Origin of the sequence: Lysobacter silvisoli (genome assembly GCF_003382365.1) — a bacterium.
Taxonomy (GTDB): Bacteria; Pseudomonadota; Gammaproteobacteria; order Xanthomonadales; family Xanthomonadaceae; genus Lysobacter; species Lysobacter silvisoli.
Genome location: NZ_QTSU01000002.1, coordinates 257,994 through 284,961 on the forward strand (window position 1 = coordinate 257,994; position 26,968 = coordinate 284,961).

General features: G+C 70.8%; 26 protein-coding genes, 1 other RNA gene, 1 pseudogene and 1 riboswitch. Of the genes and pseudogenes, 9 read left to right on the forward strand and 19 right to left on the reverse strand.

Annotated elements, in window-relative coordinates:
* Positions 1–4 precede the first annotated feature (4 nt).
* A complete protein-coding gene (mraZ, locus tag DX914_RS12335; protein ID WP_115859429.1) occupies positions 5–451 on the reverse strand; it encodes a division/cell wall cluster transcriptional repressor MraZ in 447 nt (148 codons plus the stop codon).
* 511 nt (positions 452–962) lie between these two features.
* Here mraZ and DX914_RS12340 point away from each other — a divergent pair.
* A complete protein-coding gene (locus tag DX914_RS12340; protein WP_115859430.1) occupies positions 963–1,349 on the forward strand; it encodes a bleomycin resistance protein in 387 nt (128 codons plus the stop codon).
* 244 nt (positions 1,350–1,593) lie between these two features.
* On the opposite strand, the gene rnpB is transcribed toward DX914_RS12340, so the two are convergent.
* An RNA gene (rnpB, locus tag DX914_RS12345) (RNase P RNA component class A) lies at positions 1,594–1,954 on the reverse strand.
* A gap of 113 nt (positions 1,955–2,067) precedes the next feature.
* Complete coding sequence (rsmI, locus tag DX914_RS12350; RefSeq protein ID WP_115859431.1) at positions 2,068–2,892, reverse strand: 16S rRNA (cytidine(1402)-2'-O)-methyltransferase; 825 nt, start codon at positions 2,890–2,892, stop codon at positions 2,068–2,070.
* A 208-nt stretch (positions 2,893–3,100) separates the two neighbouring features.
* Between rsmI and DX914_RS12355 the strand changes: the two are divergent.
* From DX914_RS12355 to DX914_RS12370, 4 genes and pseudogenes are all read left to right on the forward strand, one after another.
* Positions 3,101–4,384 (forward strand): annotated as a pseudogene (locus DX914_RS12355) (penicillin-binding protein activator); the annotation flags it as partial.
* Positions 4,385–4,390: 6 nt separating this feature from the next.
* Positions 4,391–4,783, forward strand: coding sequence for a YraN family protein (locus tag DX914_RS12360; protein ID WP_115859433.1), 393 nt, complete (start codon positions 4,391–4,393; stop codon positions 4,781–4,783).
* A 7-nt stretch (positions 4,784–4,790) separates the two neighbouring features.
* Entirely contained in the window at positions 4,791–5,330 is a 540-nt protein-coding gene (locus tag DX914_RS12365; RefSeq protein ID WP_115859434.1) for a metal-dependent hydrolase, read from the forward strand.
* Positions 5,327–6,709: an FAD-binding oxidoreductase gene (locus DX914_RS12370; protein ID WP_115859435.1), complete on the forward strand. Its 1,383-nt coding sequence runs from the start codon at positions 5,327–5,329 to the stop codon at positions 6,707–6,709. The genes DX914_RS12365 and DX914_RS12370 overlap by 4 nt, the downstream gene beginning before the upstream one ends.
* A gap of 132 nt (positions 6,710–6,841) precedes the next feature.
* On the opposite strand, the gene thiL is transcribed toward DX914_RS12370, so the two are convergent.
* The 11 genes from thiL to glyA all read right to left on the reverse strand — a co-directional run bounded on the left by thiL (position 6,842) and on the right by glyA (position 16,060).
* The gene (gene thiL / locus DX914_RS12375) at positions 6,842–7,795 is read right to left on the reverse strand and encodes a thiamine-phosphate kinase (RefSeq protein ID WP_115859436.1); all 954 of its coding nucleotides are present in this window, start codon (positions 7,793–7,795) and stop codon (positions 6,842–6,844) included.
* Between the two features lie 18 nt (positions 7,796–7,813).
* Positions 7,814–8,275, reverse strand: a complete 462-nt coding sequence (nusB, locus tag DX914_RS12380; protein ID WP_115859437.1) for a transcription antitermination factor NusB — start codon at positions 8,273–8,275, stop codon at positions 7,814–7,816.
* Positions 8,272–8,760 carry a 6,7-dimethyl-8-ribityllumazine synthase gene (gene ribH / locus DX914_RS12385; RefSeq protein ID WP_115859438.1) on the reverse strand — a complete coding sequence of 163 codons (489 nt, stop codon included), beginning with the start codon at positions 8,758–8,760 and terminating at the stop codon, positions 8,272–8,274. Before ribH ends, nusB begins: the two co-directional genes overlap by 4 nt.
* Positions 8,761–8,883: 123 nt before the next feature.
* A complete protein-coding gene (ribB, locus tag DX914_RS12390) occupies positions 8,884–10,014 on the reverse strand; it encodes a 3,4-dihydroxy-2-butanone-4-phosphate synthase (protein ID WP_115859439.1) in 1,131 nt (376 codons plus the stop codon).
* Positions 10,011–10,616, reverse strand: a complete 606-nt coding sequence (locus DX914_RS12395; protein WP_115859440.1) for a riboflavin synthase — start codon at positions 10,614–10,616, stop codon at positions 10,011–10,013. Before DX914_RS12395 ends, ribB begins: the two co-directional genes overlap by 4 nt.
* 123 nt (positions 10,617–10,739) lie before the next feature.
* Positions 10,740–10,889, reverse strand: a riboswitch (FMN riboswitch).
* 186 nt (positions 10,890–11,075) lie between these two features.
* Complete coding sequence (locus tag DX914_RS12400) at positions 11,076–11,801, reverse strand: class I SAM-dependent methyltransferase (RefSeq protein ID WP_158549275.1); 726 nt, start codon at positions 11,799–11,801, stop codon at positions 11,076–11,078.
* A 152-nt stretch (positions 11,802–11,953) separates the two neighbouring features.
* Positions 11,954–13,051, reverse strand: coding sequence for a bifunctional diaminohydroxyphosphoribosylaminopyrimidine deaminase/5-amino-6-(5-phosphoribosylamino)uracil reductase RibD (gene ribD, locus DX914_RS12405; protein WP_331250649.1), 1,098 nt, complete (start codon positions 13,049–13,051; stop codon positions 11,954–11,956).
* Positions 13,048–13,530 (reverse strand): hypothetical protein, encoded by a 483-nt coding sequence (locus DX914_RS12410; RefSeq protein WP_115859443.1) that lies wholly within the window; start codon positions 13,528–13,530, stop codon positions 13,048–13,050. The genes ribD and DX914_RS12410 overlap by 4 nt, the downstream gene beginning before the upstream one ends.
* A gap of 16 nt (positions 13,531–13,546) precedes the next feature.
* Positions 13,547–14,065: a transcriptional regulator NrdR gene (gene nrdR / locus DX914_RS12415; RefSeq protein WP_115859444.1), complete on the reverse strand. Its 519-nt coding sequence runs from the start codon at positions 14,063–14,065 to the stop codon at positions 13,547–13,549.
* Between the two features lie 56 nt (positions 14,066–14,121).
* A complete protein-coding gene (locus DX914_RS12420) occupies positions 14,122–14,814 on the reverse strand; it encodes an energy transducer TonB (protein WP_115859445.1) in 693 nt (230 codons plus the stop codon).
* Positions 14,807–16,060 carry a serine hydroxymethyltransferase gene (glyA, locus tag DX914_RS12425; RefSeq protein ID WP_115859446.1) on the reverse strand — a complete coding sequence of 418 codons (1,254 nt, stop codon included), beginning with the start codon at positions 16,058–16,060 and terminating at the stop codon, positions 14,807–14,809. The genes DX914_RS12420 and glyA overlap by 8 nt, the downstream gene beginning before the upstream one ends.
* Before the next feature lie 215 nt (positions 16,061–16,275).
* Here glyA and lpxO point away from each other — a divergent pair, with 215 nt between their 5' ends.
* From lpxO to DX914_RS12445, 4 genes are all read left to right on the forward strand, one after another.
* Positions 16,276–17,178: a lipid A hydroxylase LpxO gene (lpxO, locus tag DX914_RS12430; protein ID WP_231118259.1), complete on the forward strand. Its 903-nt coding sequence runs from the start codon at positions 16,276–16,278 to the stop codon at positions 17,176–17,178.
* A 490-nt stretch (positions 17,179–17,668) separates the two neighbouring features.
* Positions 17,669–19,330 carry an energy-dependent translational throttle protein EttA gene (gene ettA, locus DX914_RS12435; protein WP_115859448.1) on the forward strand — a complete coding sequence of 554 codons (1,662 nt, stop codon included), beginning with the start codon at positions 17,669–17,671 and terminating at the stop codon, positions 19,328–19,330.
* A 245-nt stretch (positions 19,331–19,575) separates the two neighbouring features.
* On the forward strand, positions 19,576–20,388 hold the full coding sequence (gene pyrF, locus DX914_RS12440) for an orotidine-5'-phosphate decarboxylase (RefSeq protein ID WP_115859449.1): 813 nt from the start codon (positions 19,576–19,578) through the stop codon (positions 20,386–20,388).
* 23 nt (positions 20,389–20,411) lie between these two features.
* A complete protein-coding gene (locus DX914_RS12445; protein ID WP_115859450.1) occupies positions 20,412–21,368 on the forward strand; it encodes an MBL fold metallo-hydrolase in 957 nt (318 codons plus the stop codon).
* A gap of 115 nt (positions 21,369–21,483) precedes the next feature.
* Here the strand turns inward: DX914_RS12445 and DX914_RS12450 are convergent, their stop codons facing one another.
* The 5 genes from DX914_RS12450 to gspM form a co-directional block, all read right to left on the reverse strand.
* A complete protein-coding gene (locus DX914_RS12450) occupies positions 21,484–22,374 on the reverse strand; it encodes a glycosyltransferase family 2 protein (protein WP_231118260.1) in 891 nt (296 codons plus the stop codon).
* Positions 22,358–23,191, reverse strand: coding sequence for a glycosyltransferase family 2 protein (locus tag DX914_RS12455; protein ID WP_115859451.1), 834 nt, complete (start codon positions 23,189–23,191; stop codon positions 22,358–22,360). Before DX914_RS12455 ends, DX914_RS12450 begins: the two co-directional genes overlap by 17 nt.
* Positions 23,192–23,255: 64 nt before the next feature.
* Entirely contained in the window at positions 23,256–25,469 is a 2,214-nt protein-coding gene (gene gspD / locus DX914_RS12460) for a type II secretion system secretin GspD (RefSeq protein ID WP_115859452.1), read from the reverse strand.
* 10 nt (positions 25,470–25,479) lie between these two features.
* Positions 25,480–26,307, reverse strand: coding sequence for a general secretion pathway protein GspN (locus DX914_RS12465; protein WP_115859453.1), 828 nt, complete (start codon positions 26,305–26,307; stop codon positions 25,480–25,482).
* The gene (gene gspM, locus DX914_RS12470; RefSeq protein WP_425480695.1) at positions 26,297–26,962 is read right to left on the reverse strand and encodes a type II secretion system protein GspM; all 666 of its coding nucleotides are present in this window, start codon (positions 26,960–26,962) and stop codon (positions 26,297–26,299) included. Before gspM ends, DX914_RS12465 begins: the two co-directional genes overlap by 11 nt.
* Positions 26,963–26,968: the final 6 nt, after the last annotated feature.

Here is a 26,968-nt window from a genome sequence, read left to right on the forward strand (position 1 = left end):
CCCGTCACAGCTGCAGATCGAGCAGCTCGTCGCTCAGATCCTCATCGCCGATGGTCTGGCGGATCTGGGCGTGGTGCGCCTGCTCGCTCCACAACTCGAATTTGTCGCCCATGCCCAGCAGCACCGCCTTCTTCTCTATGCCCACGGCGGCGCGATGGCTGGCCGGCACGCTGATGCGGCCGTTGCCGTCGAGTTCGACGAAAGAGGCCGCGCCGACCAGCTTGAGCTGGATGTTGCGGTTGACCTTCTTGGCCTTGGGCAGGGCGTTGACCTGGTCGCGCACGCGCTCCCAGACCGCCAGCGGATAGAGGTACAGGCTGCCGGCCTCGAACGGGTTGTAGGTGATGACCAGGCGGTTGCCGCATTCGCGCGCGACGAGCTCACGGTAGGCGGTGGGCACCGCCAGCCGGCCCTTGTCGTCGATCGTGATGGCGGTTTCGCCCTGGAACATTGCCCACCTTGTCGGCGCCCCTCTCTACCGGACGGGTCACCGGTTAGGCCCGCCTCGCGGCGGACTACCTGCGTTCTGGCCCCCTACCGGGAGCCAAGGCCTCCGAAAAAACCACAAAAAACCCGGTTTTCCCTCGGATGCCCACCTTAGCACCGCCCACAGGCTTGTCAACAACTTTCGGGACGGAATTTCGCTAGGCGCATCAATGGCTTGCGGCAATCTTCAGAGTCTTATTCAAGACTTATCCACTAACCTTTGTTTCGTCTCATATTTTGAGATTAGAGCGATTACTTTGATCGGGGTCGCAGTCCTGGGGCGAGCGAGCGACGCACATGCTGCGCAGCAGCATTGGAATTGGGACGGTCGGCGGCCGGCTTGGCCGCCGGAACGGGCCGCATCGGCCGCCAGACCGCAATCCTGAACAGGCACGCTGAAGCGGGCCGGCACTTGGCGCGCACCACGCCGCGGGCGAGCATCCGGCGCAGAGCTGCATCGACAGGACCGCACCGCCTTGGCCCAGACCGTCATTCCGCAACTTCGCATGCTCAGCGCGAGCATCAGCCTGCCCTTCTACGAACGCCTGGGCTTCAACCTGGATTGGCAGCACCAGTTCGAACCCGGCTTCCCGCTGTTCGTGCAGCTCACCCGCGCCGGCCAGACCATTTTCCTCAGCGAACACCGCGACGACTGCGCAGTGGGCGGCGCGGTGTACTTCGTGGTGCCCGACGTGGACGAGTGCCACCGCGCGTTCGTGGCCAACAGCGTAGCCATCGCGGAACCGCCCGAAAACACTCCCTGGGACACCCGCGAAATGCTCGTCGCCGACCCCGACGGCAACCGCCTGCGATTCGCGACCGACGTGACGCCGACCAATGCGGACGACACCAGCACACCCTAGCCGCGACGCAACCGCGAAGCCCCGCGCGCCCTCACCCCAACCCTCTCCCGCAAGCGGGAGAGGGGGCCAAAAGCAAAAGCTCAAAACTCAGAGCCACATGACCGCGGCGCAGCCACGATGTGGAGAGCCCCCTTTAGTAAAGGGGGCGCCGCGAAGCGGCGGGGATTTGGAAAAAGAGGCCTGGGGCCCAAAGTTTGCTAAAGCAAACTTTGGGGCTTCTTTGATGCCCAAGGCATCAAAGAAGCGGCGGAGCCGACCATAAGCCGGGTTCTGTCGTGAGCAGTCATTCCTCTAGGCGCAGCGTCGCCGCTACGCTCAAGCAGCCTACCCGGAGACACCGCGGGCCGCGGCAAAGTCTCCCTATTTGGCCTTGCTCCCGGTGGGGTTTGCCGTGCCGGTCCGTTACCGGACTCGCGGTGCGCTCTTACCGCACCGTTTCACCCTTACCACGCACGTCTTGCGACGCCGTTCGGCGGTTTGCTCTCTGTTGCACTTTCCGTCGGCTCGCGCCGCCCAGGCGTTACCTGGCACCGTGCCCTGTGGAGCCCGGACTTTCCTCGGCACCGGATCTTGCGATCCGATGACGCGACTGCTTGGCCGACTCCGCCGCACGCATTGTCGCATTGTTCCGTCGTGCGCGCGCCAACGGCGGTTCAGCAAACGCCGCCTGCGCCGCTGACCATTGGATCCACGCGGGCCCCGGCGTGCACCGGGCCGCCTATTCCCCGCCGTACAGCGCCTTGCGCGGCGCGCCGCTGAGTTCGGCTGCCAGCTTCGCCGCCTGCGAGGGCTTGAGGTAGTCGACCAACTTGGCGTACAGGCGCTTGCCCTCGGCGACCTGCGCATCGGCGTCGTCGCCGGCGCCTTGCACGATCACCACGAACTCGCCCTTGCGCTGGTTGGGGTCGGCGGCCACGCGTTCGCGCAACTGCGCCAACGGGCCGTCGAGCACGGTTTCGAACAGCTTGGTCAGCTCGCGCGCGATCGCCGCGGGGCGCTCGCCGCCGAAGGCCACGACTAGGTCGTCCAGGGTCTCTTCGATGCGGTGCGCGGATTCGTAGAACAGCAGGGTGCGCGGCTCGGCGACCAGCGCGCTCAGGCGGTCGCGGCGCGCGGCGGTCTTGGCCGGCAGGAAGCCTTCGAACGCGAACCGGTCCGAAGCCAGACCGGCCACGCTGAGCGCGGCGATCGCGGCGCAGGCGCCGGGCACCGGCGATACCCGGATGCCGGCCGCGCGCGCGGCGCGCACCAGGCGGTAACCCGGGTCGCTGACCAGCGGCGTGCCGGCGTCGGAGACCAGGGCCAGCGACTCGCCGGCCTGCAGGCGCGCGACCAGTTGCGCGGCCTGCGCGTCCTCGTTGTGCTGGTGCAGGGCCAGCAGCGGCCGTTCCAGGCCGAAGTGCGACAGCAGTTGGCGGGTGTGGCGGGTGTCCTCGGCGCAGACCGCGTCGACCGTGCGCAGGGTCTCTAGCGCGCGTGCGGACAGGTCGCCGAGGTTGCCGATCGGGGTCGCGACCACGTGAAGGGTACCGGGGCTTTGCATCGTGCTTCCGTGTCGGGGCCGGGTAGAATCCTAACCGGTCCCCCAAGGAACGCCGCGTAGCGGCGGATGCAGCCCGATGCGCCAGCACCAGATCGCCACCGCCCGCCCCTCCCGCGCCCGACTGGCCCGCACCGCGCTGAGCGCGCTCGCGCTGGCCGCGGCCCTGGCCGGTTGCGGCACGGTGACCACGCAGGGCAGCAAGCCGGTGGCCGCGCGCACCGTCAGCCATCCGCTGTTCGTGCAGGCCGGCGAGCTGGCGCGCAACGGCGCGGCCCTCAGCGGCGCCGCGCGCAGCGAGAACGACAGCCAGATCGAGCGCCTGCTGGCGCAGCTGGACAACGACAGCCTGGCGCGCGAAACCGCCGCCCTGCCCGCCGGCGACCCGCTCTACAACTACGCCGGCCGCGCGCTGCTGCGCCGCGGCCTGGCCTTGCCGCGTCCGTTCGACCGCGGCGAAGGCTGGCGCTTCGATCCCAAGCGTCCGCCGGCCGACCACGACGGCTACCGCCCGCCGAGCAAGATCGCGGTGCTGCTGCCGCTGTCGGGCAGCCTGGCCACCGCCGCCTCGCCGGTGCGCGACGGCTTCCTGGCCGGCTACTACGCCGAAAACCGCCGCCGTCCCGAGGTCGTGTTCTACGACACCCAGGGCACCGCCGGCGGCACCCTGGCCGCGTACGACAAGGCCGCCGCCGAAGGCAACGATTTCGTGGTCGGCCCGCTGGGCCGCGACGAGGTCAGCGCGCTGTTCGGCAAGGGCGCGCTGCCGGTGTCGGTGCTGGCGCTGAACCGCGGCACGGTCGCGCCGCCCTCGGGCACCGCCAGCTTCTCGCTGTCGCCGGAAGACGAAGGCCTGGCCGCGGCCGACTACCTGCTCGGCCGCGGCGCGCGCCGGGTGCTGGTGGTGGGCGGCGGCGACGACGGCCAGAACCGCGCGGTGGCGTCGCTGCGCGCGCGCTTGAACGAGCGCGGCGCCACGGTCACCGACGTGGTCGGCGAAGGCACCGCCGATTTCGCCCCGTTCGCGAACAAGGACGGCGGCGTGGACGCGCTGTTCCTGGCGGTCAAGGGCGCCTCGGCGCGCACGCTGATGCCCAAGCTGGCCCTGGCCGGCCTGGGCGGCAAGCCGCGCGTGGCGACCTCGTACGTGTTGTCGGGCACCGGCAAGCCGGAGCAGGACCGCGTGCTGGACGGCATCGTGTTCCCGTCCGAAACCTGGACCACGCGCGGCGTGCGCGGCCTGCCCGCGGCCTCGTCGGCCGGCCAGACCCTGCCCACCGCGCGCGGCCCGGCCGCGCGCCTGTTCGCCTTCGGCTACGACGCTTGGCTGCTGTCGGCCTACCTGGAACGCCTGGCCACCTCCACCGACGGCGAGGTCGACGGCGCCACCGGCACCCTGCGCGTGGACGGCTTCGGCAACGTGCTGCGCACGCCCTCGTGGTCGGTGTTCAGCAGCGGCGTCGCGGTTTCGCTGAGCGACGCGGCCCGGCAGTAAGCGGCCATGGCCGCGCCCACCGACCGGCGCAGCCGCGGCGCGATGGTGGAAGCGGCGGCGCGCGCCTACTTGCTGGCGCAAGGCCTGCGCGACATCGCCGCCAACGCGCTGTTCCGCTACGGCGAACTCGACCTGGTGATGCTGGACCCGGGCGGGCGCGAGGCCTGCGTGGTGTTCGTGGAAGTGCGCTACCGCCGCAGCCACGCCTACGGCGGCGGGGCGGCCTCGGTCGATGCCGGCAAGCGGCGCAAGCTGGTGCGCGCCGCGCAAGGTTTCCTCGCCACGCACCGCGCCTATGCCGACGCGCCCTGCCGTTTCGACGTGATCGAAGCCGACGGCGATCCCGAGTCGCCGCAGCTGCATTGGCTGCGCGACGCCTTTCGCGCCGACGAGGTCTGAGCCACGCATGCCCACCGTGATCGCCCACGCCGCCGTACCGCTGGCCCTGGGTTGGGCCCTGGGACCGCGCAAAGTGAGCGGCCGCCTGCTCGCCGCCGGCGTGCTCGCGGCCATGCTGCCCGACGCTGACGTGGTCGCGTTCAAGCTGGGCATCGCCTACGCCGACGCGTTCGGCCACCGCGGCACCAGTCATTCCATCGTGTTCGCGCTGGCGGTAGGCGCCTTGGGCGCGCTCGCCAGCCATTGGTTGCGCGCGCCGCCGTTGTGGGCGGCGTTATGGCTGGCCTTGTGCACGCTCTCGCATCCCCTGCTCGATGCCTGCACCAACGGCGGTCTGGGCGTGGCCCTGCTGTGGCCGTGGTCGGACGCGCGCTGGTTCGCGCCGTGGCGGCCGATCGCGGTGTCGCCGATCGGCGCCGGTTTCTTCAGCCTGCGCGGCCTGCGCGTGCTGTGGTCGGAAGCGCTGTGGGTGTGGCTGCCGCTGCTGGCGCTGGCCGCGCCCTGGGCGCTGCTGCGCGCGCGGCGCACGCCTGAGCCGGCGCGATGAGCGCGCTGCCGCCGGGCCTGGCGCAGGAGCTGGCCGCGCTGCTGGGCGAGGGCTGGCGCACCGATCCCGGCGAGCGCCTGGCCTATGCCTACGACAACTCGCGCCGCGAGGCCCTGCCCGACGCGGTGGCGCTACCAAGCACGCGCGAGCAGGCGCAGGCGCTGGTGCGCGCCTGCCGCGCGCATCGGGTGCCGGTGGTCGCGCGCGGGCGCGGCACCAACACCACCGGCGCCTCGGTACCGGTGGCCGCGGGCGTGGTGGTCTCGTTCGAACGCATGAACCGCATCCTCGATATCCGCTCAGGCGACCGCTGCGCTGTCGTCGAACCCGGCGTGCTCAACGGCGAACTGCAAACCGCGCTGGCGCCACACGGCCTGTTCTGGCCGCCCGATCCCACCAGCGCAGCCTTCAGCACCGTGGGCGGCAACCTGGCCTGCAACGCCGGCGGCCCGCGCGCGGTGAAGTACGGCGCCAGCCGCGACAACGTGCTGGCGCTGACCGCGGTGACCGGCGCAGGCGAGCTCATCGTCTGCGGCACCGCCACCACCAAGGGCTCCACCGGCTACGACCTGCACCGCCTGCTGGTGGGCAGCGAGGGCACGCTGGCCCTGATCGTCGAAGCCAGCCTGCGCCTGACGCCGGCGCCGCAGCAGCGCCGCGCGTTGCGCGCGGTCTACCGCGACGTGTCGGCGGCGGCGCGCGCGGTGGCGCGGCTGATGGCGCAGCCGGTGACGCCGTCGATGCTGGAATTCATGGACGCCCCATGCGTGCGCCTGGCGCGCGAGGTGGGCGGTGCCGACCTGCCCGCCGATGCCGGCGCGCTGTTGATGATCGAAGCCGACGGCGATGCCGCGACCTTGCCTTACGCGGTCGAAGCATTGGCGCGCGCGGCCACCGGCGACGGTCTATTGGCGCTGGACGAGGCGGCCGACGAGGCCGCGCGCGAGCGCCTGTGGGCCGCGCGCAAGGCGCTGTCGCCGGCCTTGCGCACGCTGGCGCCGGGCAAGATCAACGAAGACGTGGTGGTGCCGGTGTCGCGCATCCCGCCACTGGTCGACGGCGTGCAGGCGCTGGCGCAGGAGTTCGCCCTGCCCATCGTCTGCTTCGGCCATGCCGGCAACGGCAACCTGCACGTGAACCTGCTCTACGACCCCGCCGACGCGGCGCAGAGCGAACGCGCGCAGGCGGCGATGGCGCGGGTGTTCGCGCTGGCGCTGGACTTGGGCGGCACGCTGTCGGGCGAGCATGGGATCGGCCTGGCCAAGCGCGATTTCATGCCGCAGGCGGTGAGCGCGCCTACGCTGAGCCTGATGCGACAGCTGAAGGCGGTGTTCGATCCGGAGGGGATATTGAATCCGGGGAAGTTGTTGCCGGATTGAGGCCAAGAGCAAATCCCCCCTTCCCCTTCTTCAAAGGGGGGGAACTACACGAAGGTGGAACGGTACGAGCATCAGCGCCCTGCTTGTCTTCCCCCTTTGGAAAAGGGAGATTGAGGGGGATTTGCTTTTCGCCTAGCCGCGAAAATGATCGTAGCCGCCTTGCGCAGCTACCCACTCACGCCCGTCGTCGTGCAGCGCACGCACTCCCTCGCCCGCGATCACTCGGCCGATTTCGCTGATGGCCACGCCTGCCTCGGCAGCGGCCTGCCGCAACGCATCGCGCGCCTCAGGCGGCGCGGTGAAACACAGTTCGTAGTCATCGCCCCCGCTGGCCTGCAGCGCATGCTGCGCATCCGGCGCGAACGCGGCCGCCAGCGCCGCCGAGGTCGGCAACGCGGACAGCATCACTTCGGCGCCCACGCCGCTGGCGGCGCAGACATGGCCCAGATCGGCCAGCAAACCGTCCGACACATCGATGCCCGCATGCGCATGGCGCAACGCCGCGCGCAGCGCCAGCCGCGGCGTCGGCCGATCCAGACGCGCGCGCAGCGCGGCATCGATCGCCCCGCCCGCGCGCCACTGCGCCAACGCACCGGCGGCATCGCCCAACGTGCCGCTGACCCAGACCGTATCGCCTTCGCGTGCGCGGTCGCGGCGCAGCGCGCGGCCGGGTTCGACCATGCCGTGCGCGGTCACGCATATCGACAAGGGGCCACGCGTGGTGTCGCCGCCGACCAGGGCCACGCCGTGCTGCGCGGCCAGAGCCAAGTAGCCGTCGAGGAATGCGTCCAGCCAGGCCGGATCGGCCTGCGGCAACGACAGGGACAAGGTGCACCAGGCCGGCTCGGCGGCCATCGCCGCCAGGTCCGACAGGTTCACCGCCAGCGCCTTCCAGCCGATGTCGGCCGGCGCGGTTCCGTCGGGGAAATGCACGCCCGCGTTGAGCGTGTCCATCGCCACCACCAGCTCGCGGCCGGCCGGCACGCGCAGCAGGGCGGCGTCGTCGCCGATGCCCAGCACCACGTCGGCGCGCGCGGGCACGCGCCGGCGGATGCGCTCGATCAGGTCGAACTCGGCGGCCGCCATGGCAGCTGCTGCCGCGCGCTACTTGGCGCGCGGCGCCTGCACTTCCACCGGGCGCCAGGCCGCGGCGGCGTGGTCCAGCACGCCGTTGACGTAGGTGTGGCCGTGCTCGGCGCCGAAGCGCTTGACCGTTTCGATGGCCTCGTTGAGCACCACGCGGTAAGGCACGTCGGGGCGGCGGCGCAGCTCGTAGGCGGCGATGCGCAGCACCGCGCGCTCGATCGGGTCGACCTGGTCGATGTCGCGATCCAGGAACGGCGCCAGCGCCGCGTCGAGTTCGTCGCAGTGCTTGTCGACGCCGCGCACCAGGTCTTCGAAATAGACCAGGTCGGCCACTTCATGCGCCTGTTCGTGGGCGAACTGGGCGATCACCTCGTCCACGCGCGTGCCCGACAGCTGCCAGGCGTAGACCGCCTGCAGCGCGCGGCGGCGGGCGCGCGAACGCGCGACCGGGTCTATGCCATCGTGACGGCGGCGGTTCATCGGGACTCCTTGGTTGCGAACGGCGCCTGCGCCAGCAGGTGGGCCATTTCCAGCGCCGCCAATGCGGCTTCCTCGCCCTTGTTGCCGTGGCTGCCGCCGGCGCGGGCCTCGGCGTCCTCGTGGCGTTCCACCGCGAGCACACCGTTGGCGACCGGCAGGCCGTAGTCCAGGGCCACGCGCATCAGGCCGTCGGCGCAATCGTCGGCGACCTGCTCGTAGTGGCGGGTGTCGCCGCGCACCACGCAGCCCAGCGCCACCACCGCGGCGTGCGCGCCGGAGGCGGCCAGGCGCGCGGCGACCACGGGCAGTTCCCAGGCACCGGGCACGCGGACCACGTCGATCGCGTCCTCGGCCACGCCGTGCTCGGCGAAGGTGCGGCGCGCGCCGGCCACCAGCGTATCGGTGATACGCGGGTTCCAGCGGCTGGCGATGATCGCGTAACGCGCGCCGGCGGGGCTGCGCAGGTCGCCTTCGTAGTGGGACATGGGGCGGTCTTCGGAAAGGGCGGGCAGTTTAACCCGCTTGGGTGGGAGGCCGGGTTGCGGGCGGGCGGCCCTCACCCCAACCCCTCTCCCGCACAGCGGGAGAGGGGCTCAAAAGCAAAGCGGTCAGTGGCGCGGTTCCACGTACTCCACCACTTCCAGGCCGAAGCCGGCCAGGCCGATCTGCCGGCGCGGGGTGCCCAGTACGCGCAGCTTGCCCAGGCCCAGATCGGCCAGTATCTGGCCGCCGGCGCCGTTGCGGCGCCATTCGGCCAGGGCGTGGCCGCGGCTGGGGGCCGGCGCGGCCGCCGGCTCCTCGTGCGCGCCCGCGCGCTCGCGCACGCGCGCCAGCAGGGCCTCGGCGTCGGGGGCGTCGCCGCCCAGCAGCACCAGCGCGCCGCGCTCCTCGCGCGCGATCGCGGCCAGCACGTCGCCCACCGCCGGGCCGAAGTCCGGGCGGCGCCAGCGCAGCACGTCGGCCAGCGGGTTGGGCATGTGCACGCGCACCAGGGTCGGCGTGTCGCGCTCGGGCCGGCCGCGCAACAGGGCGAAATGCAAGGCGTGGCTGAGCCGGTCGCGGTAGCTGATCAGGCGGAACGGGCCGTACTCGGTGTCGATCTCGCGCTCGTCCACGCGCTCGACCGTGTGCTCGGTGGCCAGGCGGTAGCGGATCAGGTCTTCGATCGAACCGATCTTGAGCCCGTGCTCGGCGGCGAAGGCTTCCAGCTGCGGGCGCCGCGCCATGCTGCCGTCGGGGTTGAGAATCTCCACCAGCACGCCGGCCGGTTCCAGGCCCGCGAGCAGGGCCAGGTCGCTGGCCGCCTCGGTGTGGCCGGCGCGGTTGAGCACGCCGCCGGGCTGCGACATCAGCGGGAAGATGTGGCCAGGCTGCGACAGATCGGCGGGCTTGGCGTCCGGCCGCACCGCGGTGCGCACGGTGTGGGCGCGGTCGTAGGCGGAAATGCCGGTGGTCACGCCCTCGGCGGCTTCGATGCTGACGGTGAAGTTGGTGTGGTGCTGCGAAGTGTTGTCGCGCACCATCGGGCCCAGGCCCAGCTGCAGGCAGCGCTCGCGCATCAGCGACAGGCAGACCAGTCCGCGCGCGTGGGTGACCATGAAGTTGATGTCGCTGGGCCGCACCAGTTCGGCGGCCATGATCAGATCGCCTTCGTTCTCGCGGTCCTCGTCGTCGACGATGACCACCATGCGGCCGGCGCGGATTTCCTCGAGCAGTTCGGGAATGCTGGCGAAACTCATGCCTGCGCCTCCCGTGCGCCGAGCAGGCGTTCGACGTAGCGCGCCACCAGGTCGATCTCCAGATTCACCGCATCGCCCACCGCGGTGGCGGCGAAGGCGGTGTGGGCGACGGTGTGCGGGATCAGCGCGACCTCGAAGCCTTCGTGGTCGGCCTCGTTCACGGTCAGGCTGACGCCGTCGACGCAGATCGAGCCCTTCTTGGCGATGTAGCGCAGCAGCGGCGCCGGCGCGCGGAAGCGCCAGCGCTGCGCGCGCGCGTCCTCGTGCACCGACAACACCTGACCCACGCCGTCGACGTGGCCGCTGACCAGATGGCCGCCCAAACGGTCGCTGGGGCGCATGGCGCGCTCCAGGTTCAGCACCGCGCCCTCGCGCAGGCCGCCCAGGGTGGTCAGGGACAGGGTTTCGGTGGACGCGTCGGCCTCGAACCAGTCCTGCCCAAAGGCGATGACGGTCAGGCACACGCCGTTGACGGCGATGCTCTCGCCCAGGCGCGGCGCGACGAAATCCAGGCTGCCGGTGGTCACGCGCAAACGCACGTCTCCGCCCAGGGCCTGGCGGCCGGCGAGCGCGCCGACGCCTTCGATGATGCCGGTGAACATCAGCGCATCCCCCGCGGGGTGCGCGCGTGCTGAAGCTTGGACATGGAACGTTTCCCGCATGATGGTGAGCGAAAAACGCCGCAAGGCAACGGAGCGAACGCGCGGCGCAAGGCGCCACGCGCAAGCCGTCTTCTTTCATCCGGACTGTGACCGTCGGCTCCGGCGTCGGACCGGATCTGCTGACCCTGCGGCGGGTGCCGCAGGCGCTCGCGGGCTCGCGCAGGGACTGCGCCTACCGCCGGTGGGGAGTTTCGCCCCGCCCTGAAGACGTTATGTGATGCCGGCGAACCGGCACGGGGATTTTAGCACTGGGGCGGGGAGAGCCGGGGCGGATGGAGTGTTCTGCGGGGTGGGGCGAATCGGCTGCGCCTGAAAGCAAATCCCCCTAGCCCCCCTTTTTCAAAGGGGGGGGGCTACAGCTTCCCCCTTTGAAAAAGGGGGATTGAGGGGGATTTGCCTTTAGGCCTTCCGCCGCAAATGCAAAAACAGCGGCCACTGGATCGTCCGCTCATCCCCCGCCTCGCCCCAGGCCTGGGCCAACGCCGGCGCATGCCGCGCCACCGGATCCTCGCCGGTGGCCGCGCGGCAGCGCGCGGTGGCCGACATGCTGGCCAGGTAGCCCAGGAAACGCGGCAGGGTCCATTGCGCCTCCAGCCACAGCGGCGGCGCCGGCAGCGCCGGGAACGGCCAGGCGTAGCCGGCGTAGGCGGCGTCGATCTGGGCGCGCTCGGGCGGCCAGTAGGCCTCGATTTGGGCGCGGAACGCGGCCACCGGCTCGAGCATGCCCTCCGGCGGCAGGAAGTCCTGGTAGCCCCAGGCCGCGAGCACGCCGCCCGGCGTCAGCACCCGCGCGCATTCGGCGAAGAAGGTCTCGCGCTCGAACCAGTGCAGCGCCTGGGCCACCGCGACCAGGCCGACGCTGGCGTCGGCCAGCGCCGTGCGTTCGCCCGGCTCCACCGCCAACTCGACGTTGGCGGCGCCGTGTTGGGCCCAGTGCTGGGCGACCTGCGAGGCGCTGGGGTCGCTGGCGTGCACGCGCGCGTAGCGCGCGGCCAGGCCGCGCGTGGCCTGGCCGCTGCCGCAACCGGGCTCCCACACCGTCGCGCTCGCCGGCGCCACCGCGATCAGGGCATCGAACAGCGCATCGGGGTACTCCGGGCGCGCCGCCGCGTAGGCGTCGGCCACGCCAGAGAAGTGATCCTTGAAGGGAGCAGGCGTTAGCGGGGAGGAGTCGGGAGATAGCGAAAGCGGGACGTCGCCCGCCGCGATGCCCCGTCGACGATCGCCGTCGCTGTTGCCGTTGTTACCGCTCACCACTACCTCCTACCTGCCATCTCCTAGCTCTTGGTTCCCGGCCGCAACAGCAAACGCACGTCTTCGCCGATGCGCCGCGACTCGACGATGTCCAGCGCCAGCTTCTGGGTCATGGCCTCGATCTGCAGGCCGTCGAACAGCGGCCGCGCGTCGCCGCCCAGCAGCACCGGCGCCACGTACAGCAGCACCTCGTCGACTAGGCCTTCGGCCAGGAAGGCGCCGGCCAGGGTGGCGCCGGCTTCGAGCTGGATCTCGTTGACGCCGCGCTCGGCCAGCAGGCGCAGCACCGCGCCCAGGTCGAAACGGCCCTCGCGCAGGCTCACCGCCGCGTGCTGCGCGTCCAGGCCGCGCGGCGGCTTGGCGTCGGGCGCATGCAGGTACAGGGTGGGCGCGTCGCCCTCGCGCACGCGGCCGCGCGCGACCGTGGCCAGCCCAGGGTCCAGCACCACGCGCAGCGGCGCCACGAACGGGGTGTCGTCGCCCAGGCGCACGGTCAACGAAGGGTCGTCGGCCAGCACCGTGCCGGCGCCGGTGACGATGGCGCCGGCGCGCGCGCGCCAGCGCTGCACGTCCAGGCGCGAGGCTTCGCCGCTGATCCACTTGGACTCGCCGCTGGCCAAGGCGCTGCGGCCGTCGATGCTGGTCGCCAGCTTGACCCGCAGCCAGGGCCGGCCGCGCTCGACCCGCGACAGGAAGCCGCGATTTAGCGCGCGCGCCTGCGCTTCCATCAATCCGCTGGACACGGCGATGCCGGCCGCCTGCAACTGGGCGAAACCGGCGCCGTCCACCTGCGGGAACGGATCGCGCATGGCCGCGACCACGCGCGCCACGCCGCCGGCGATCAAGGCCTGGCTGCACGGCCCGGTGCGGCCGGTGTGCGCGCAAGGCTCCAGGGTCACATAGGCGGTCGCGCCGCGCGCGCGTTCGCCGGCCGCGCGCAGGGCGTGAACCTCGGCATGCGGCTCGCCCGCACGCTCGTGCCAACCCTCGCCCACCACCTCGTCGCCATGCGCGATCACGCAGCCGACCATGGGATTGGGCTTGGTCGTGTAGGCGCCGCGCTCGGCCAGGCGCAGCGCGCGGGCCATGTGGGCGTGGTCGGTGGCGGTGAATCCGGTCATAGCCATTGATTGTGGACGGGCCCGAACTGCGCGTGCGGCGCGTGGCGGCGGAACTCGGCCAGGAACGCATCCATGTTGTCCAGGGCGCGGTACTCGCGATCCATGCCGTCGCGGTGCTCGCCGATCAGCCGGTGCACCCGGCCGCGCAGGGTGTAGATGCGCACGCGGACGAAATCGGCCAGTGCTTCGCTGACTTCATGGCGCGCATCGCCCCAGTGCAGCCGGCCGTCGCCGAACCACAGGCCGGCGCTTTCGTGCAGGGCCCAGTAACGCGCCTCGATCCTGCGCTCGTACAGGGCGACCAGCGCCAGCGCGACCGCCAGGCCGAGCAGGGTCGCCAGCACCGGCGGCTGCCTCAAAGCGCCCAGCAGGCCCAGCGCGACCGCGCCCAGGGCCAGCAGGAGCGCGCCGGAGCGGGCGTAGCGCGTATGGCTGCGGCGCAAGTCTTCGCGCACGAAACGGAACTTACGCACCGCCATCGTCCGGCTCTCCCTGTCAGCGCTTCTTCTTGTCCGGACGCGGCTCGTCCTCGCCCAGCAACGGCAGCTGGCCGTCGCCGGGAATGTCGCGCTCCAGGCGGTCGAGTTCCTCGCGGAAATCGGCCACGTCCTCGAACGAGCGGTACACCGAGGCGAAGCGCACATAACCCACGTGGTCGAGCTTGCGCAGCTCGGCCATCACGAACTCACCGACCCGGCGCGAGGGCAGCTCGCGCTCGGCGGTCATGCGCAGGTGGTGGACCACCGCGCGCACGGCGGCCTCGATCTGCTCTTCCGACACCGGCCGCTTCTGCAGCGCGCGGTCGAAGCCGGCGCGCAGCTTGCGCGCGTCGAAGGCCTCGCGGCGGCCGTCGCCCTTGATGATGACCGGCAGCTTGAGCTCGATGGTCTCCAGCGTGCTGAAGCGCTCGCCGCAGGCCTCGCAAACGCGGCGGCGGCGGATGGTGGCGCCGTCGTCAGACACGCGCGAGTCGATCACGCGGGTGTCCTGGTGCTGGCAGAAGGGACAGTGCAAAGGATTAGCCTTGGCTGGACGGCAGCGGTGGTTCGGCCTTCGCGGTGCTCATGCGCTCAGAACCGCGGATACCAGTATTCGACGGACTCCACGCTCGCCACGGCGACGCCGCGCGAGGTGGCGGGGACGAACGTCGCTGATCTTACTGCGGCTGCGGCCGCATCGTTGAAGTAGACGTCGGTGCTGCAGGCGACCAGGACGTCGCCGACCTTGCCCTCCGCCGTCACCGCGACCCGCAGCATCACGTAGCCGGGGCGCAGCCGCTCCGGCGGAACTTCCGGCGTCGGAATATGCGACTCGCGCGCGGCTACGTACTGCTTGCTTTCATCGACGCCGCGCGGGCGATGCCGCGCCTCGAACGCGCGGTACTCGGCCGCGTAATGCACCGCGCTGCCGCGACCGCACACGTACAACTCGCCGTCGTCGGCGAACGCGATCGCAGGCGTGGCGGCGTTAGGGCTGGGTGGAGCCGGCGGCAGCGGCGCATCCGGCGGCATGGGCTCGCGCACCACCTGCACCATCGGCGGGCGCGTCGGCGCCCCCTCCTGGGCCCAGGCGGCCGTCGTGGCCAGCAGCCAGGTCAGGCACAACGCCGCGCCCAGACCACGGTTCCGGCCGGGCCGTCCGGCGACGGCGGCACGGTCATGGTTGCGAGGGGAAAGCATGGCGGCACCGATCATCATCGCGGCCTGCATGCCCAGGCATGCAAGCCAGCCGGCGGCCGTCAGCCGCAATCCCGCTTCAGCCATACACCGGGAACTGCGCGCACTGCTTGGTCACGTTCTCGCGCACGCCGGCGATGACGTTCTCGTCCTTGGGGTTGTCGAGCACGTCGCAGATCCACTCGGCCAGGGCCACGCAGTCGGCTTCCTTGTAGCCGCGGGTGGTCACCGCCGGGGTGCCGATGCGCAGGCCGGAGGTCACGAACGGCTTCTGCGGATCGTTGGGCACGGCGTTCTTGTTGACCGTGATGTGGGCGCGGCCCAGCGCGGCTTCCGCGTCCTTGCCGGTGATGCCCTTGCCGATCATGTCCACCAGCATCAGGTGGTTCTGGGTGCCGCCGGAGACGATCTTGTAGCCGCGCGCGATGATGGTCTTGGCCATGGCCTGGGCGTTCTTGACCACCTGCTCCTGGTAGGCCTTGAACTCCGGCTGCAGCGCTTCCTTGAACGCCACCGCCTTGGCCGCGATCACGTGCATCAGCGGACCGCCCTGGATGCCGGGGAAAACGATGCTCTGCAGCTTCTTGACCAGGTCCTCGGACGGGTCCTTGGCCACGATGATGCCGCCGCGCGGGCCGCGCAGGGTCTTGTGGGTGGTGGAAGTGACCACGTGCGCGTGCGCCAGCGGGCTGGGGTAGGCGCCGGCGGCGATCAGGCCGGCGACGTGGGCCATGTCCACGAACAGGTAGGCGCCGATCTTGTCGGCGATGGCGCGGAAGCGCGCCCAATCCACGACCTGCGAATAGGCGCTGAAACCGGCCACCACCATCTTCGGCTTGTGCTCCAGGGCCAGGCGCTCGACTTCGTCGTAATCGATCAGGCCCTGGTCGTTCACGCCGTACTGCACGGCGTTGAACAGCTTGCCGCTGGCGTTGACCTTGGCGCCGTGGGTGAGGTGGCCGCCGTGGGCCAGGCTCATGCCCAGGATGGTGTCGCCCGGTTCGAGCAGGGCGAAATACACGGCCTGGTTGGCCTGCGAGCCCGAATGCGGCTGCACGTTGGCGTAGTCGGCGCCATAGAGCTGCTTGACCCGGTCGATCGCCAGCTGCTCGGCGATGTCGACGTACTCGCAGCCGCCGTAATAGCGCTTGCCCGGATAGCCTTCGGCGTACTTGTTGGTCAGCACGCTGCCCTGGGCTTCGAGCACGCGCGGGCTGGCGTAGTTTTCCGAGGCGATCAGCTCGACGTGGTCTTCCTGCCGGCGCGCCTCGTCGGCGATGGCCTGGGCGAGTTCGTCGTCGAATCCGGCGATACGGGTCTGGCTTGGGAACATTAACGCGGCCTCGGGGAAGGTGGAGCGTGACGGGAGGGGGAGGACACCGCGTCAGGCCGCGGCCAGCGTTAACCCGCGGGCAGGCTTGACGGGAGACGCGAAATGTTAGCCTAGCGGGGTATGGCGGCCAACCGCCGATGCCGGCCCCGGCGGCCGCGCCCGGCGGCGGAGTCCGCCCCTCCCCTCCTACGCCCTACGTTTTGGATGCCCCGACCGTGAAATGGGTCTTCGTCTTCCTGTTCCTGGCCAGCGCGGTCTACGTGCACCTGCGCGGCAAGGTACGCCACCGTCTGGGCCGGCAGCTGCTGGACCATTCGACCTTCATGGCGCCGATCAACGTGCTGATGTACGCCTGCTCGCGGGTGCCCACCAGCCCCTTCATCGAGCCCGACCGCCACTTCCCCGAGCTGGAACCGCTGCGCGCGCGCTGGCGCGAGATCCGCGAGGAAGCCCTGCACCTGCGCGAGCTGCAGCACATCAAGGCCGCCGACGGCTACAACGACGTGGGCTTCAACTCGTTCTTCCGCCGCGGCTGGAAGCGCTTCTACCTGAAGTGGTACGACGAGGCCCACCCCTCGGCCGCCGAGCTGTGCCCGCGCACCACCGAATTGTTGCGGCAGATCCCGGCGGTGAAGGCGGCGATGTTCGCCGAGCTGCCGCCGGGCGGCGAACTGCGCCCGCACCGCGACCCCTTCGCCGGCTCCCTGCGCCTGCACCTGGGCCTGGATACCCCCAACGACGACGCCTGCTTCATCGACGTGGACGGCCAGCGCTACAGCTGGCGCGACGGCGAATGGACCATGTTCGACGAGACCTACATCCACTGGGCGCAGAACGCCTCGCAGGCCAACCGCATCATCCTGTTCTGCGACATCGAGCGGCCGATGCGCTTCGCCTGGGCGCGCGGCATCAACCGCTTCGTGGCCAAGCACTTCATCGCCGCCGGCGCCTCGCCGAACATGGAAGGCGACAAGACCGGCGGCATCAACCGCCTGTTCAAGTATTTCTACGCCCTGCGCCTGAAGGCCAAGGGCCTGCGCGAGCGCAACAAGACCCTGTATTACGCGCTCAAGTACGCGCTGGTGCTGGCGGCGGTGGCGTTCGTGATCTGGCTGTAAGGGTCCTACCGTCGTTCCCGCGAAGGCGGGAACCCAGGGCTGCACCCAGGCATGACGCTGAAGTCCCTGGATCCCCGCCTTCGCGGGGATGACGGCTCGGAGTTCGCCGCGAACTGACCCATCGTCGTTCCCGCGCAGGCGGGAACCCAGGGCTTCATCAGGCATGGCTCTGAAGTCTCTGGATCCCCGCCTTCGCGGGGATGACGGCTCGGAGTTCGACGCGAACTTAACCATCGTCGTTCCCGCGCAGGCGGGAACCCAGGGCCTCATCCAGGCATGGCTCCGAAGTCTCTGGATTCCCGCCTTCGCGGGAACGACGGCCAAAAAGCACATGCCGGGGCCCTGGCCGTCGCGCTCCCCACCCCCGATTCAGCCGCCCGCCGGCCCCGCGCTGGCACCCCGCGCGGCCCTGCGGGATAATTGGCGCTTCCCGCCCCGCCTCCACGGCCATCCCCGGCCCGGCTCGGCGCGTCCACGCTTCGGAATCCGCATGCAATACATCTACACCATGAACGGCGTCAGCAAGGTCGTGCCGCCGAAGCGCCAGATCATCAAGGACATCTCGCTGTCCTTCTTCCCCGGCGCCAAGATCGGCCTGCTCGGCCTCAACGGCGCCGGCAAGTCCACCGTGCTCAAGATCATGGCCGGCGTGGACACCGACTTCGTCGGCGAAGCGCGCCCGCAGCCCGGCATCAAGGTCGGCTACCTGCCGCAGGAACCGCAGCTGGATCCGGAAAAGACCGTGCGCGAAGCGGTCGAGGAAGGCGTGGGCGACGTGATCAACGCCCAGGCCGCGCTGGAAGCGGTGTACGCCGCCTACGCCGAGGAAGGCGCCGACTTCGACGCCCTGGCCAAGGAACAGGAGCGCCTGGAGGCGATCCTGGCCGCCGGCGACGCCCACACCCTGGAAAACCAGCTGGAAGTGGCCGCCGACGCGCTGCGCCTGCCGCCGTGGGACGCGAAGATCGGCAACCTGTCCGGCGGCGAGAAGCGCCGCGTGGCGCTGTGCCGCCTGCTGCTGCAGAAGCCCGACATGCTGCTGCTCGACGAACCCACCAACCACCTCGACGCCGAGTCGGTGGAATGGCTGGAGCAGTTCCTGGCCCGCTACACCGGCACCGTGGTGGCCGTGACCCACGACCGCTACTTCCTCGACAACGCCGCCGAGTGGATCCTCGAACTCGACCGCGGCCGCGGCATTCCGTGGAAGGGCAACTACACCGAGTGGCTGGTGCAGAAGGACGAGCGCCTGAAGCAGGAAGAGAACCAGGAGAAGTCGCGCCAGAAGGCCATCCAGAAGGAACTGGAATGGGCGCGGCAGAACGCCAAGGGCGGCCGCTCCAAGGGCAAGGCGCGCCTGGCCCGCATCGAAGAGCTGCAGGCGGTGGATTACCAGAAGCGCCAGGAAACCAACGAGATCTTCATCCCGCCGGGCGAGCGCCTGGGCAACAAGGTCATCGAGTTCAAGAACGTCAGCAAGAAGTTCGGCGACCGCCTGCTGATCGAAAACCTGTCGTTCTCGGTGCCGCCGGGCGCGATCGTGGGCATCATCGGCCCCAACGGCGCCGGCAAGTCGACCCTGTTCAAGATGATCACCGGCCAGGAAAAGCCGGACGCGGGCGAGATCGACATGGGCTCGACCGTGAAGCTGGCCTACGTGGACCAGAGCCGCGACAAACTGGAAGGCAACCACAACGTGTTCCAGGAAGTCTCCGGCGGCCTGGACATCCTCAACATCAACGGCATCGAGATCCAGTCGCGCGCCTACATCGGCCGCTTCAACTTCAAGGGCCAGGACCAGCAGAAGATGGTCGGCTCGCTGTCGGGCGGCGAACGCGGCCGCCTGCACATGGCCAAGACCCTGCTGCAGGGCGGCAACGTGCTGCTGCTGGACGAACCGTCCAACGACCTGGACATCGAAACCCTGCGTGCGCTGGAAGACGCGTTGCTGGAGTTCCCGGGCAACACCTTCGTGATCTCGCACGACCGCTGGTTCCTGGACCGCATCGCCACCCATATCCTCGCCTTCGAAGGCGACTCGCACGTGGAGTTCTTCCAGGGCAACTACCGCGAGTACGAGGAAGACAAGAAGCGCCGCATGGGCGACGAGGCGGCCAAGCCGCATCGGTTGCGGTTCAAGGCGTTGAAGTGACGTACTGGCCCGGCCGCGCATGCGCGGCCGGCTTTGCCAGTACGTCATCCCCGCGAAGGCGGGGGCGAAGCGCCGCTGCTTGCGAGCCACTGGCTCGCGCGGCGCTGAGCGCCATCGGGCTATGCCCGATGGCCGGGGCGACAACGACGCACTCTGGATTCCCGCCTTCGCGGGAATGACGAGCGAAAGCCCAGGAATGACGGGCTGAAAGCGTGGGATCAACCAGCAAAAACAAGCGAGGCGCCATGAGCTTCATCCAACAACTCCGCGCACGCTGGCAATCCGCCGACTCCCTGGTCTGCGTCGGCCTGGACCCCGAGCCGGCCAAGTTCCCGGCCCGGTTCGCCGATGACGCCGACGCCGTATTCGCCTTCTGCCGCGACATCGCCGACGCCACCGCAGAATACGCCTGTGCATTCAAGCCGCAGATCGCCCACTTCGCCGCCCTGGGCGCCGAAGACGCGCTGATGCGTCTGATCGCCCACCTCCACGTCGCCCATCCGGGCGTGCCGGTGATCCTGGACAGCAAGCGCGGCGACATCGGCAGCACCGCCCAGCATTACGCGGCCGAGGCCTTCGATCGCTACGGCGCCGATGCGGTCACCGCCAATCCCTATCTGGGCCGCGATTCGGTGCAGCCGTTCCTGGACCGCGCCGACCGCGGCGTGGTGGTGCTGTGCCGCACCTCCAACCGCGGCGCCGGCGACCTGCAGGACCTGAGCATCGACGGACGTCCGCTGTACCAGCACGTGGCCGAGAAGGTCGCGCGCGAATGGAACGGCCACGGCAATTGCGCGCTGGTGGTCGGCGCGACCTGGCCGCAGCAGCTGCGCGAAGTGCGCGCCATCGTCGGCGACGTGCCCTTCCTGGTGCCCGGCGTGGGCGCGCAGGGCGGCGACGCGGCCGCGGTGGTGGGCAACGCCAAGACCGCCGACGGCACCGGCCTGATGGTGAGTTCCTCGCGCGCGATCCTGTACGCATCCTCGGGTGCGGACTACGCCGAAGCCGCCGCCCGCGCCGCGCGCGCGCTGCGCGACGAGATCAACGCGCACCGCTGAGCGCGCCGCGTTAGGCTGCGGGCATGGACGCTCCCGCCAACCGCTCCCGCCGCCGCCTGCTCGCCGCCGCGCCCTACGCGCTGGCGGCGGGCGCCCTGCCACTGGCCACGGCCAGCGCCAGCGCGATCGCGCGCAAGCGCACGCGCCTGATCCTGCTGGGCACCGCCGGCGGCCCCACGCCCAAGGCGCTGCGCGCGGCGCCGGCCAATGCGGTGGTCGTCGACGGCACGGTCTACGTGATCGACTGCGGCAACGGCGTGGCCCGCCAGCTCGCGCTAGCCGGCGTGTCGCCGGGCGCGATCCGCCACGTCTTTCTCAGCCACCACCACTCCGATCACAACGCCGACTACGGCAACCTGCTGTGGCTGGCCTGGGCCGCCGACCTGCGTCGCCCCGTCGACACCTGGGGGCCGCCGCCGCTCAAGCGCATGACCCGTCAGTTCCTGGCCATGAACGACGCCGACATCCGCACCCGCATCGCCGACGAGGGCCGCCCGCCGCTGGCGCCGCTGATCCGCGCGCACGAACTGCGTCAGGGCGGCGAGGTGATGCGCGACGAGCGCGTGCGTGTGACCGCGGCATTGGTCGAGCACCCGCCGGTCGCGCCGGCGTTCGCCTACCGCTTCGACGGACCGGACCGCTCCATCGTGTTCTCCGGCGACACCCGCCCCTGCCCGGCCCTGGTGGAACTGGCGCGTGGCGCCGACGTGCTGGTGCACGAGGTCATGTACCTGCCCGCGCTGGAGCGGCTGATCGCCAGCGAACCCAATGCGCAGCGCCTGCGCCAGCACCTGCTCGACAGCCACACCACCACCGAACAGGTCGGCCGGCTGGCGACCGAGGCCGGGGTGAAGACCTTGGTGCTGTCGCACTTCGTGCCCGGCGGCGACGCGTCCCTGACGGATGCGGTGTGGCGCGAGGCGGTGGCGCCGCACTTCAAGGGAGAGTTGATCGTAGGGCGGGATTTGCTGGAGGTTTGAGGGGCAAGAGCAAATCCCCCCCTAACCCCCTCTACAAAGGGGGGAGCAGCAGCAGCGACGTCCCGCTTTTGACTCCCGTCTTTGTAGAGGGGGTTAGGGGGATTTGCTTTTGCCTTCAACGCAGCCAAGCCCGCACCGCCGCCACCGGAAACCGCAGCCAGATCGCCGCGAACACGCCCATGCGGGTCCACACGCCGCGACGGCCGTACTCGAACTTGCGGAAATAGCGCCACAGCCCGCGGTGCTTGTGCCACTCCACGAACAGCGGCCGCGAGCGGCTGGACACGCCACGCACGTGCAGCACGCGAACGTGGTTGGCCACCGCCACCGCGGCGCCGGCCTCGCGCGCGCGCCGGCACAGGTCCAGGTCTTCGGCGTGCAGGCGGTAGCCCTCGTCGAAGCCGCCCAGATGCGCGTACAGCGCGCGCGGCATCAGCATCAGCGCGCCGGACACGGCCTGCACGCGCTGCAGCGCCTGGGTGTCGTCGGGCTCCAGGTTCATCGGCGGCGGCGAGGAGAAACGCAGCGCAGCGGCGAGCATGGCGGCGAAGTCGGGATCGTTGCGGCGCGCGGCGCCGTCGCGCTCGCCCTCGTCGTCGACCAGGTCGGCGCCCAGCAGCGCCGCGCCCAGCGGCTGCGCCAGCGCGCGCAGCCGCGCCAGCGCCTCGGGCTCGAGCAGGCAGTCGGGGTTGACGAAGGCCAGCCACGGCGCGCGCACCGCGCCCAGGTCGGCCACGCCCTGGTTGCAGCCCACGCCGAAGCCGGGGTTGTCGGGATTGTCGATGAAGCGCACGCGCGCATCGCCGGCGGCGTGGCGCTGCACGATCTCCAGCGTGCCGTCGCTGGAATGGTTGTCGACCACGCGGATCGCGACCACGCCTTCGGCCGCGCGCAGGCGGATCAGGCAGTCGTCGATGGTCGCCGCGCTCTGGTAGCTGACCACCACCGCGGCGATGCCGTCGCGCGGGTCGGTGGCGGGAGCGTCGGTGTCAGTGGAAGAGGTCACGTTGCGGATCCGGTGGGCCCACGCCCGCTAGCAGTTCGGTCAGTCGTTCGCGCGAGCCGCGCAGCGGATCGCTCATGAGGAAGCCGGCCAGGCGCGCGTGCCAGTCCGGCCAGCGCACCGCCAAGGTGTCCATGTCGCCATCGCCGGGCACGCCCTCGCCGTGGCGCGCGACGAAGGCGCTGTCGCACAGCACATTACGCCAGCCCAACCCGGACAGGCGCAGCGACAGGTCGATCAGCGCCGCATACCAGGAACCGTAGCTGGCGCCGTCGACGCCGCCGGCGCGCTTGCGTGCGCTGCCGCGCAGCAGCACCGCGTGGCCGATCGCCGCCGGCAGTTCGGGATACAGCGTGGGCATGCCCTGCGCCGCGCGCGCCAGCCGGTCCAGATCGGCCGGCAGCGGATCGATCTCGCCGATGCGCGGCCAGGACGCGGCCTCGCCGGCGTTGCTCCAGGGCGTGGCGGTGGCGATCGCGCGGTCGGCGGCCAGGCAGCCGCTGAGCCGGCTCAGCCAGCCGGGCGCGGGCACGGCGTCGGGCGCGAGCACCGCCACGTCGGCATCGCCGCATACGTCCAGCGCCTCGCCCAGATGCGCGGCTTCGCCGATCGGGCGCTGGCGCCGGGTGTAGTCGGCCTTGAGCGGGGTGCGCGCCATCCAGCGTTCGACGATGGCGTGGCCGCGCGGCCCGGCCTGGGCGTCGTCGGCCAGCCACACCCGCGTGCCCGGCGGCGTGCACAGGTCCAGCGCGGCCAGGCAGGCGTCGAGCGCGTCGTCGTCGACGCCGACCGGGACCACGACGATGGGCAGTTCGTGCATGGCGCAGACGATCCGCGATCGCTCGACGCTTCGTCAAGCCAGCTCCGTCAAGCCGCGGCCGCCCTCAACGCTTGGGCGGCCTGGGCTGCAGCGGTTCCAGCGCGCGGAAACGGCGGCCGTATTCGTCGGTCAGGTTCCGCGCTTCCTGCGGATTGCGCACGATGGTCGGGGTCAGCAGGATGATGGTTTCCAGGCGCTCGTTGGTCGAGGACTGGCGGCCGAACAGCCCGCCGATCACCGGAATCCGGCTCAAGCCCGGAAAACCCGAGGAACCGCGGCCGAGCTGGTCGCTGATCAGGCCGGCCATCAGCACCGTGTCGCCGCTCTGGATCGCCGCCTCGGTCTTGAGCTTGCGGGTGTCGATGCGGACGTTGCCGTTGCGGTCGGGATTGCCGGTCGGACTGCTCACTTCCTGCACGATGTCCAGGAACACCATGCCGTCCTTGCTCACGCGCGGACGCACCTTGAGGATGATGCCGGTGTCCAGGTACTGCACCTGGCTGTAGGTGTTGTCGTTGTTCGAACCCGGATTGACCGTGACCGAGGAGATCGGAATGCGGCTGCCGACGTTGAGCGTGGCCTCGGCGTTGTTGCGCACCAGCACCGACGGCGACTGCAGCAGCTTGACGTCGGTGACCGCGTCCAGCGCGCTGATCACCGCCGCGGCGTTGCGGCCGAGGAAGGTCCAGCCCAGGCCGCCGGTGCCGTTGGTGGTGTCCACCGGCTTGATGCTGCCGGCCAGGGTGCTCCAGGTGGTGCGGCCGACCGCATCGGGCAGGCCGTTGTCGGTGACCGCGCGCTCGAAGAACCAGTTCACGCCGTAGGCCAGGTCGCCGCGCAGCTGCACCGTGGCCACCTGCGCCTCGATGTGCACCTGCATCGGCATGACGTCGAGCTTGTCGATCACGTCGCGGATCGAGCGCCAGGCGCCGGGGCTGCTGCGCACCAGCAGCGAGTTGGTCTCTTCCACCGCGGCCACGCCCACGCGCGCGCCGTCCACTTCCAGGGTCACGCTGCCGTTACCGCTCTGACGCGTGCCCAGCGACATCTCGCCGCCGCTGCCGCCGGTACCGCCGGTGCCGCCGTCCTTGCCGCCGATATTGGCGACCGAGCCGTTGCCGCCGTCCTGCAGCTCCACCGGGTCCAGGCCCGGCATCAGGCTGGTCGGCCCGCCGCCGCTGTCGCCGCCGCTGCCGCTGCGCCCGCCGAACACTTCCGACAGGCGCTGGGCCAGTTCCTTGGCCTTGATGTACTTGAGTTCGTAGGTGAATAGCTGGGTGTCGCCGCCGGCGCCGTCGATGCGCTCCAGCCACTGCTGGATGTCGTCCAGGTAGTCGGCCTGGGTGCTGATCACCAGCACCGCGTTGGCTCCTTCCAGCGGCATGAAGCGGAACATGCCGGCCACCGGCGACTTGCTCTGCTCGCCGAAGACCTTCTCCAGGTCGGCCACCACTTTGGTCGCCTTGCCCGACTGCAGCGGGAACACGCCCACCGACATGCCCGACAGCCAGTCGACGTCGAAGATCTCGATGGTGCGCAGGTAGTTCTCCAGCTCGGCGCGGCTGCCGCCGATGCTGATCACGTTGCGCGCGCCGTCGACGTTGACGATGGCGTTGGGCCGCGCATAGGGCTTGAGGATCTTTTCCATCTCGGTGGCCGAGATGTAGCGCAGCGGCACGGTGCGCACTTCGAAGCCGCGCGCGGCCGAGGGCGCGCCGGTGCGCGGAGCGACGGTGCCGGCCAGGGCCTGGTCGGCGGGCACGATGTTGTAGCGGCCGCCGCTGTAGACCAGGCGCGCGTTGTTCCAGCCCAACACCATTTCCAGCAGATTCATCGCCCCGGCGGCGCTGACCGGCTTGGGCGTGGCCAGGGTCACGGTGCCCTGCACGCCCGGCGCGATCACGTAGTTCTGGCCGAGCATGTCGCCGAGGATGGCCTTGACCACCGCGTGCAGCGACTCGCCTTCGAAATTGAAGGTGGCCGTGCCGCTGGTGGCGCCGATGCCCGGGGGCGCCTCGGCGGCCGCGCTGCGGTTGATGACCTGGCCGTTGCCGCGGCGGATCTGCGGCTTCGGGCCCTGCGGCTCCTCGTTCAAGGGCTGCGAGCTCACGCCGTCCGACGCGGGCGTGCCCGCGGTGGCGGCGCGGCCGCGCAGCGCGGCCGGGTCGGCATCGCGGCGCACGCTGGGCACCGGCGCGCTGGCGCAGGCGGCCAGCAGGCTGGCGATGGAAGCGGCGACGATGGCGCGCGACGCGATGGGGTTGTGACGTAGCTTCATGCGTTCACTCTCACGGCGTCTTGGCCGGGGGTTGCTGTTGCTGTTGCTGCCGCAATTGGGCGCGACGCGCCTCGATCCGTTTGCGGATGGCTTCCATTTGCGCCTGCTCGGTCATCGGCTGGTTGCCCGATGTGTCGACGACGGGTCCTACGGAATTGGTGACCGGGCCAGGCGCCGGCGGCGGCGCCGGTACCGGCGCCTGGTTGGGCGGCCGCACGGGTTGCTGCGGGCGCGGCGCCTGCGTGGGCGGCTGCGCCGCGACCGAGCCCGGCCCGGTGGTCTGCGGCGGCGCGGCGGCCGGCGGCACCGCCACCGCCGTCGGCGGCTGGCCGCCCTGGCCGTTGAAGATGCGCAGGTCCATTTCGCGCCGGCCCTCGGGGCCCTCGAACACGGCCTTGCGCGGGTCCAACGAGGTCAAACGCCAAGCGGGGTGCGATTCGGGCACTTCGCCCAGCTTGACCCGCACCGACTCGCTGCCGTCGGCCGGCTGCAGGATCGCCATCTGCACCTGCGGGGTGATCAGCACGCTGGTCAGCACGTAGTCGAAGGTGTTGGCCTGCGCGGCCTCGTCGCCCTTGCCCTGGACGAAGAACGCGCGCGGACGGCGGTCTTCCATCAGCAGCGGGCGGTTGGCGATTTCGGCGTATTGGGTGATCGGCCCCAGGCGCGGCTTGGCCGGCGCGCGCAGCTGCGGCAGGGCCTGGCTCAGGCTGGGGTCCGGATCGAGCAGCTGCGCCTGCCGGCCCATGCCGGCCAGCGCCAGCAGCCAGGACAGCACGGCCCAGCCGGCCACGGCGGCCAGCAGCCAGGTGCGCGGGGTGGCGGCGTCAAGGCGCATCGTCGGCCCCCGGCATGTCGACGTTGGGCGCGGCGTTGCGCGCCTGCGCGGGCGCCGCGGCGGCGGGGCCGGGGCGCAGGTAACCGTACAGGTCGAAGCTCACGTCCAGGCCGCCGTCGGACGAGGGCCGGCCGGTGCCCGGCACGAAGTAGCCGCGCGCCGAGAGCAGGTTGAGGTTGCCGACGAACAGCCGCGGCGAACCGGTTTCCAGGGTGTGCAGCACCGTCGCGGTTTCGCTGGTGCCGCAGCGCAGGCGCACCTGCACCACCACGCGCGCGTAGCGGTCGCGGCGCGCGTCGGCCAGCGGCGAGCGGTTGTCGATGCGGCAGCTGCGGTTGCCCGGGCTGGCCTGCTGGACCACGTTCTCCAGGCGCTGCACCAGCGCGGCGCTGGCCAGTTCGGCGCTGGCTTCGGGCAGGAAGCCCGGCTGGCCGGCCAGTTGCTGGCGCACCTGCTGCAGGCGCTGCTCGACCACGGTCTTCTGCTGCAGCTGCATGCGCTGGCGCAGTTCGCGCTCGCGCAGCGTTTCCACGCGTTCGTTGGCTTCCAGCATCGGCACCGTCCACCAGGGGTGGATCAGCACCGCATAGGCCAGCGCCAGCGCGGCCAGCAGCAGGCCCAGCGCCGCCCAGCGGTCGCGTTCGATGCCGAACAGGCGCGC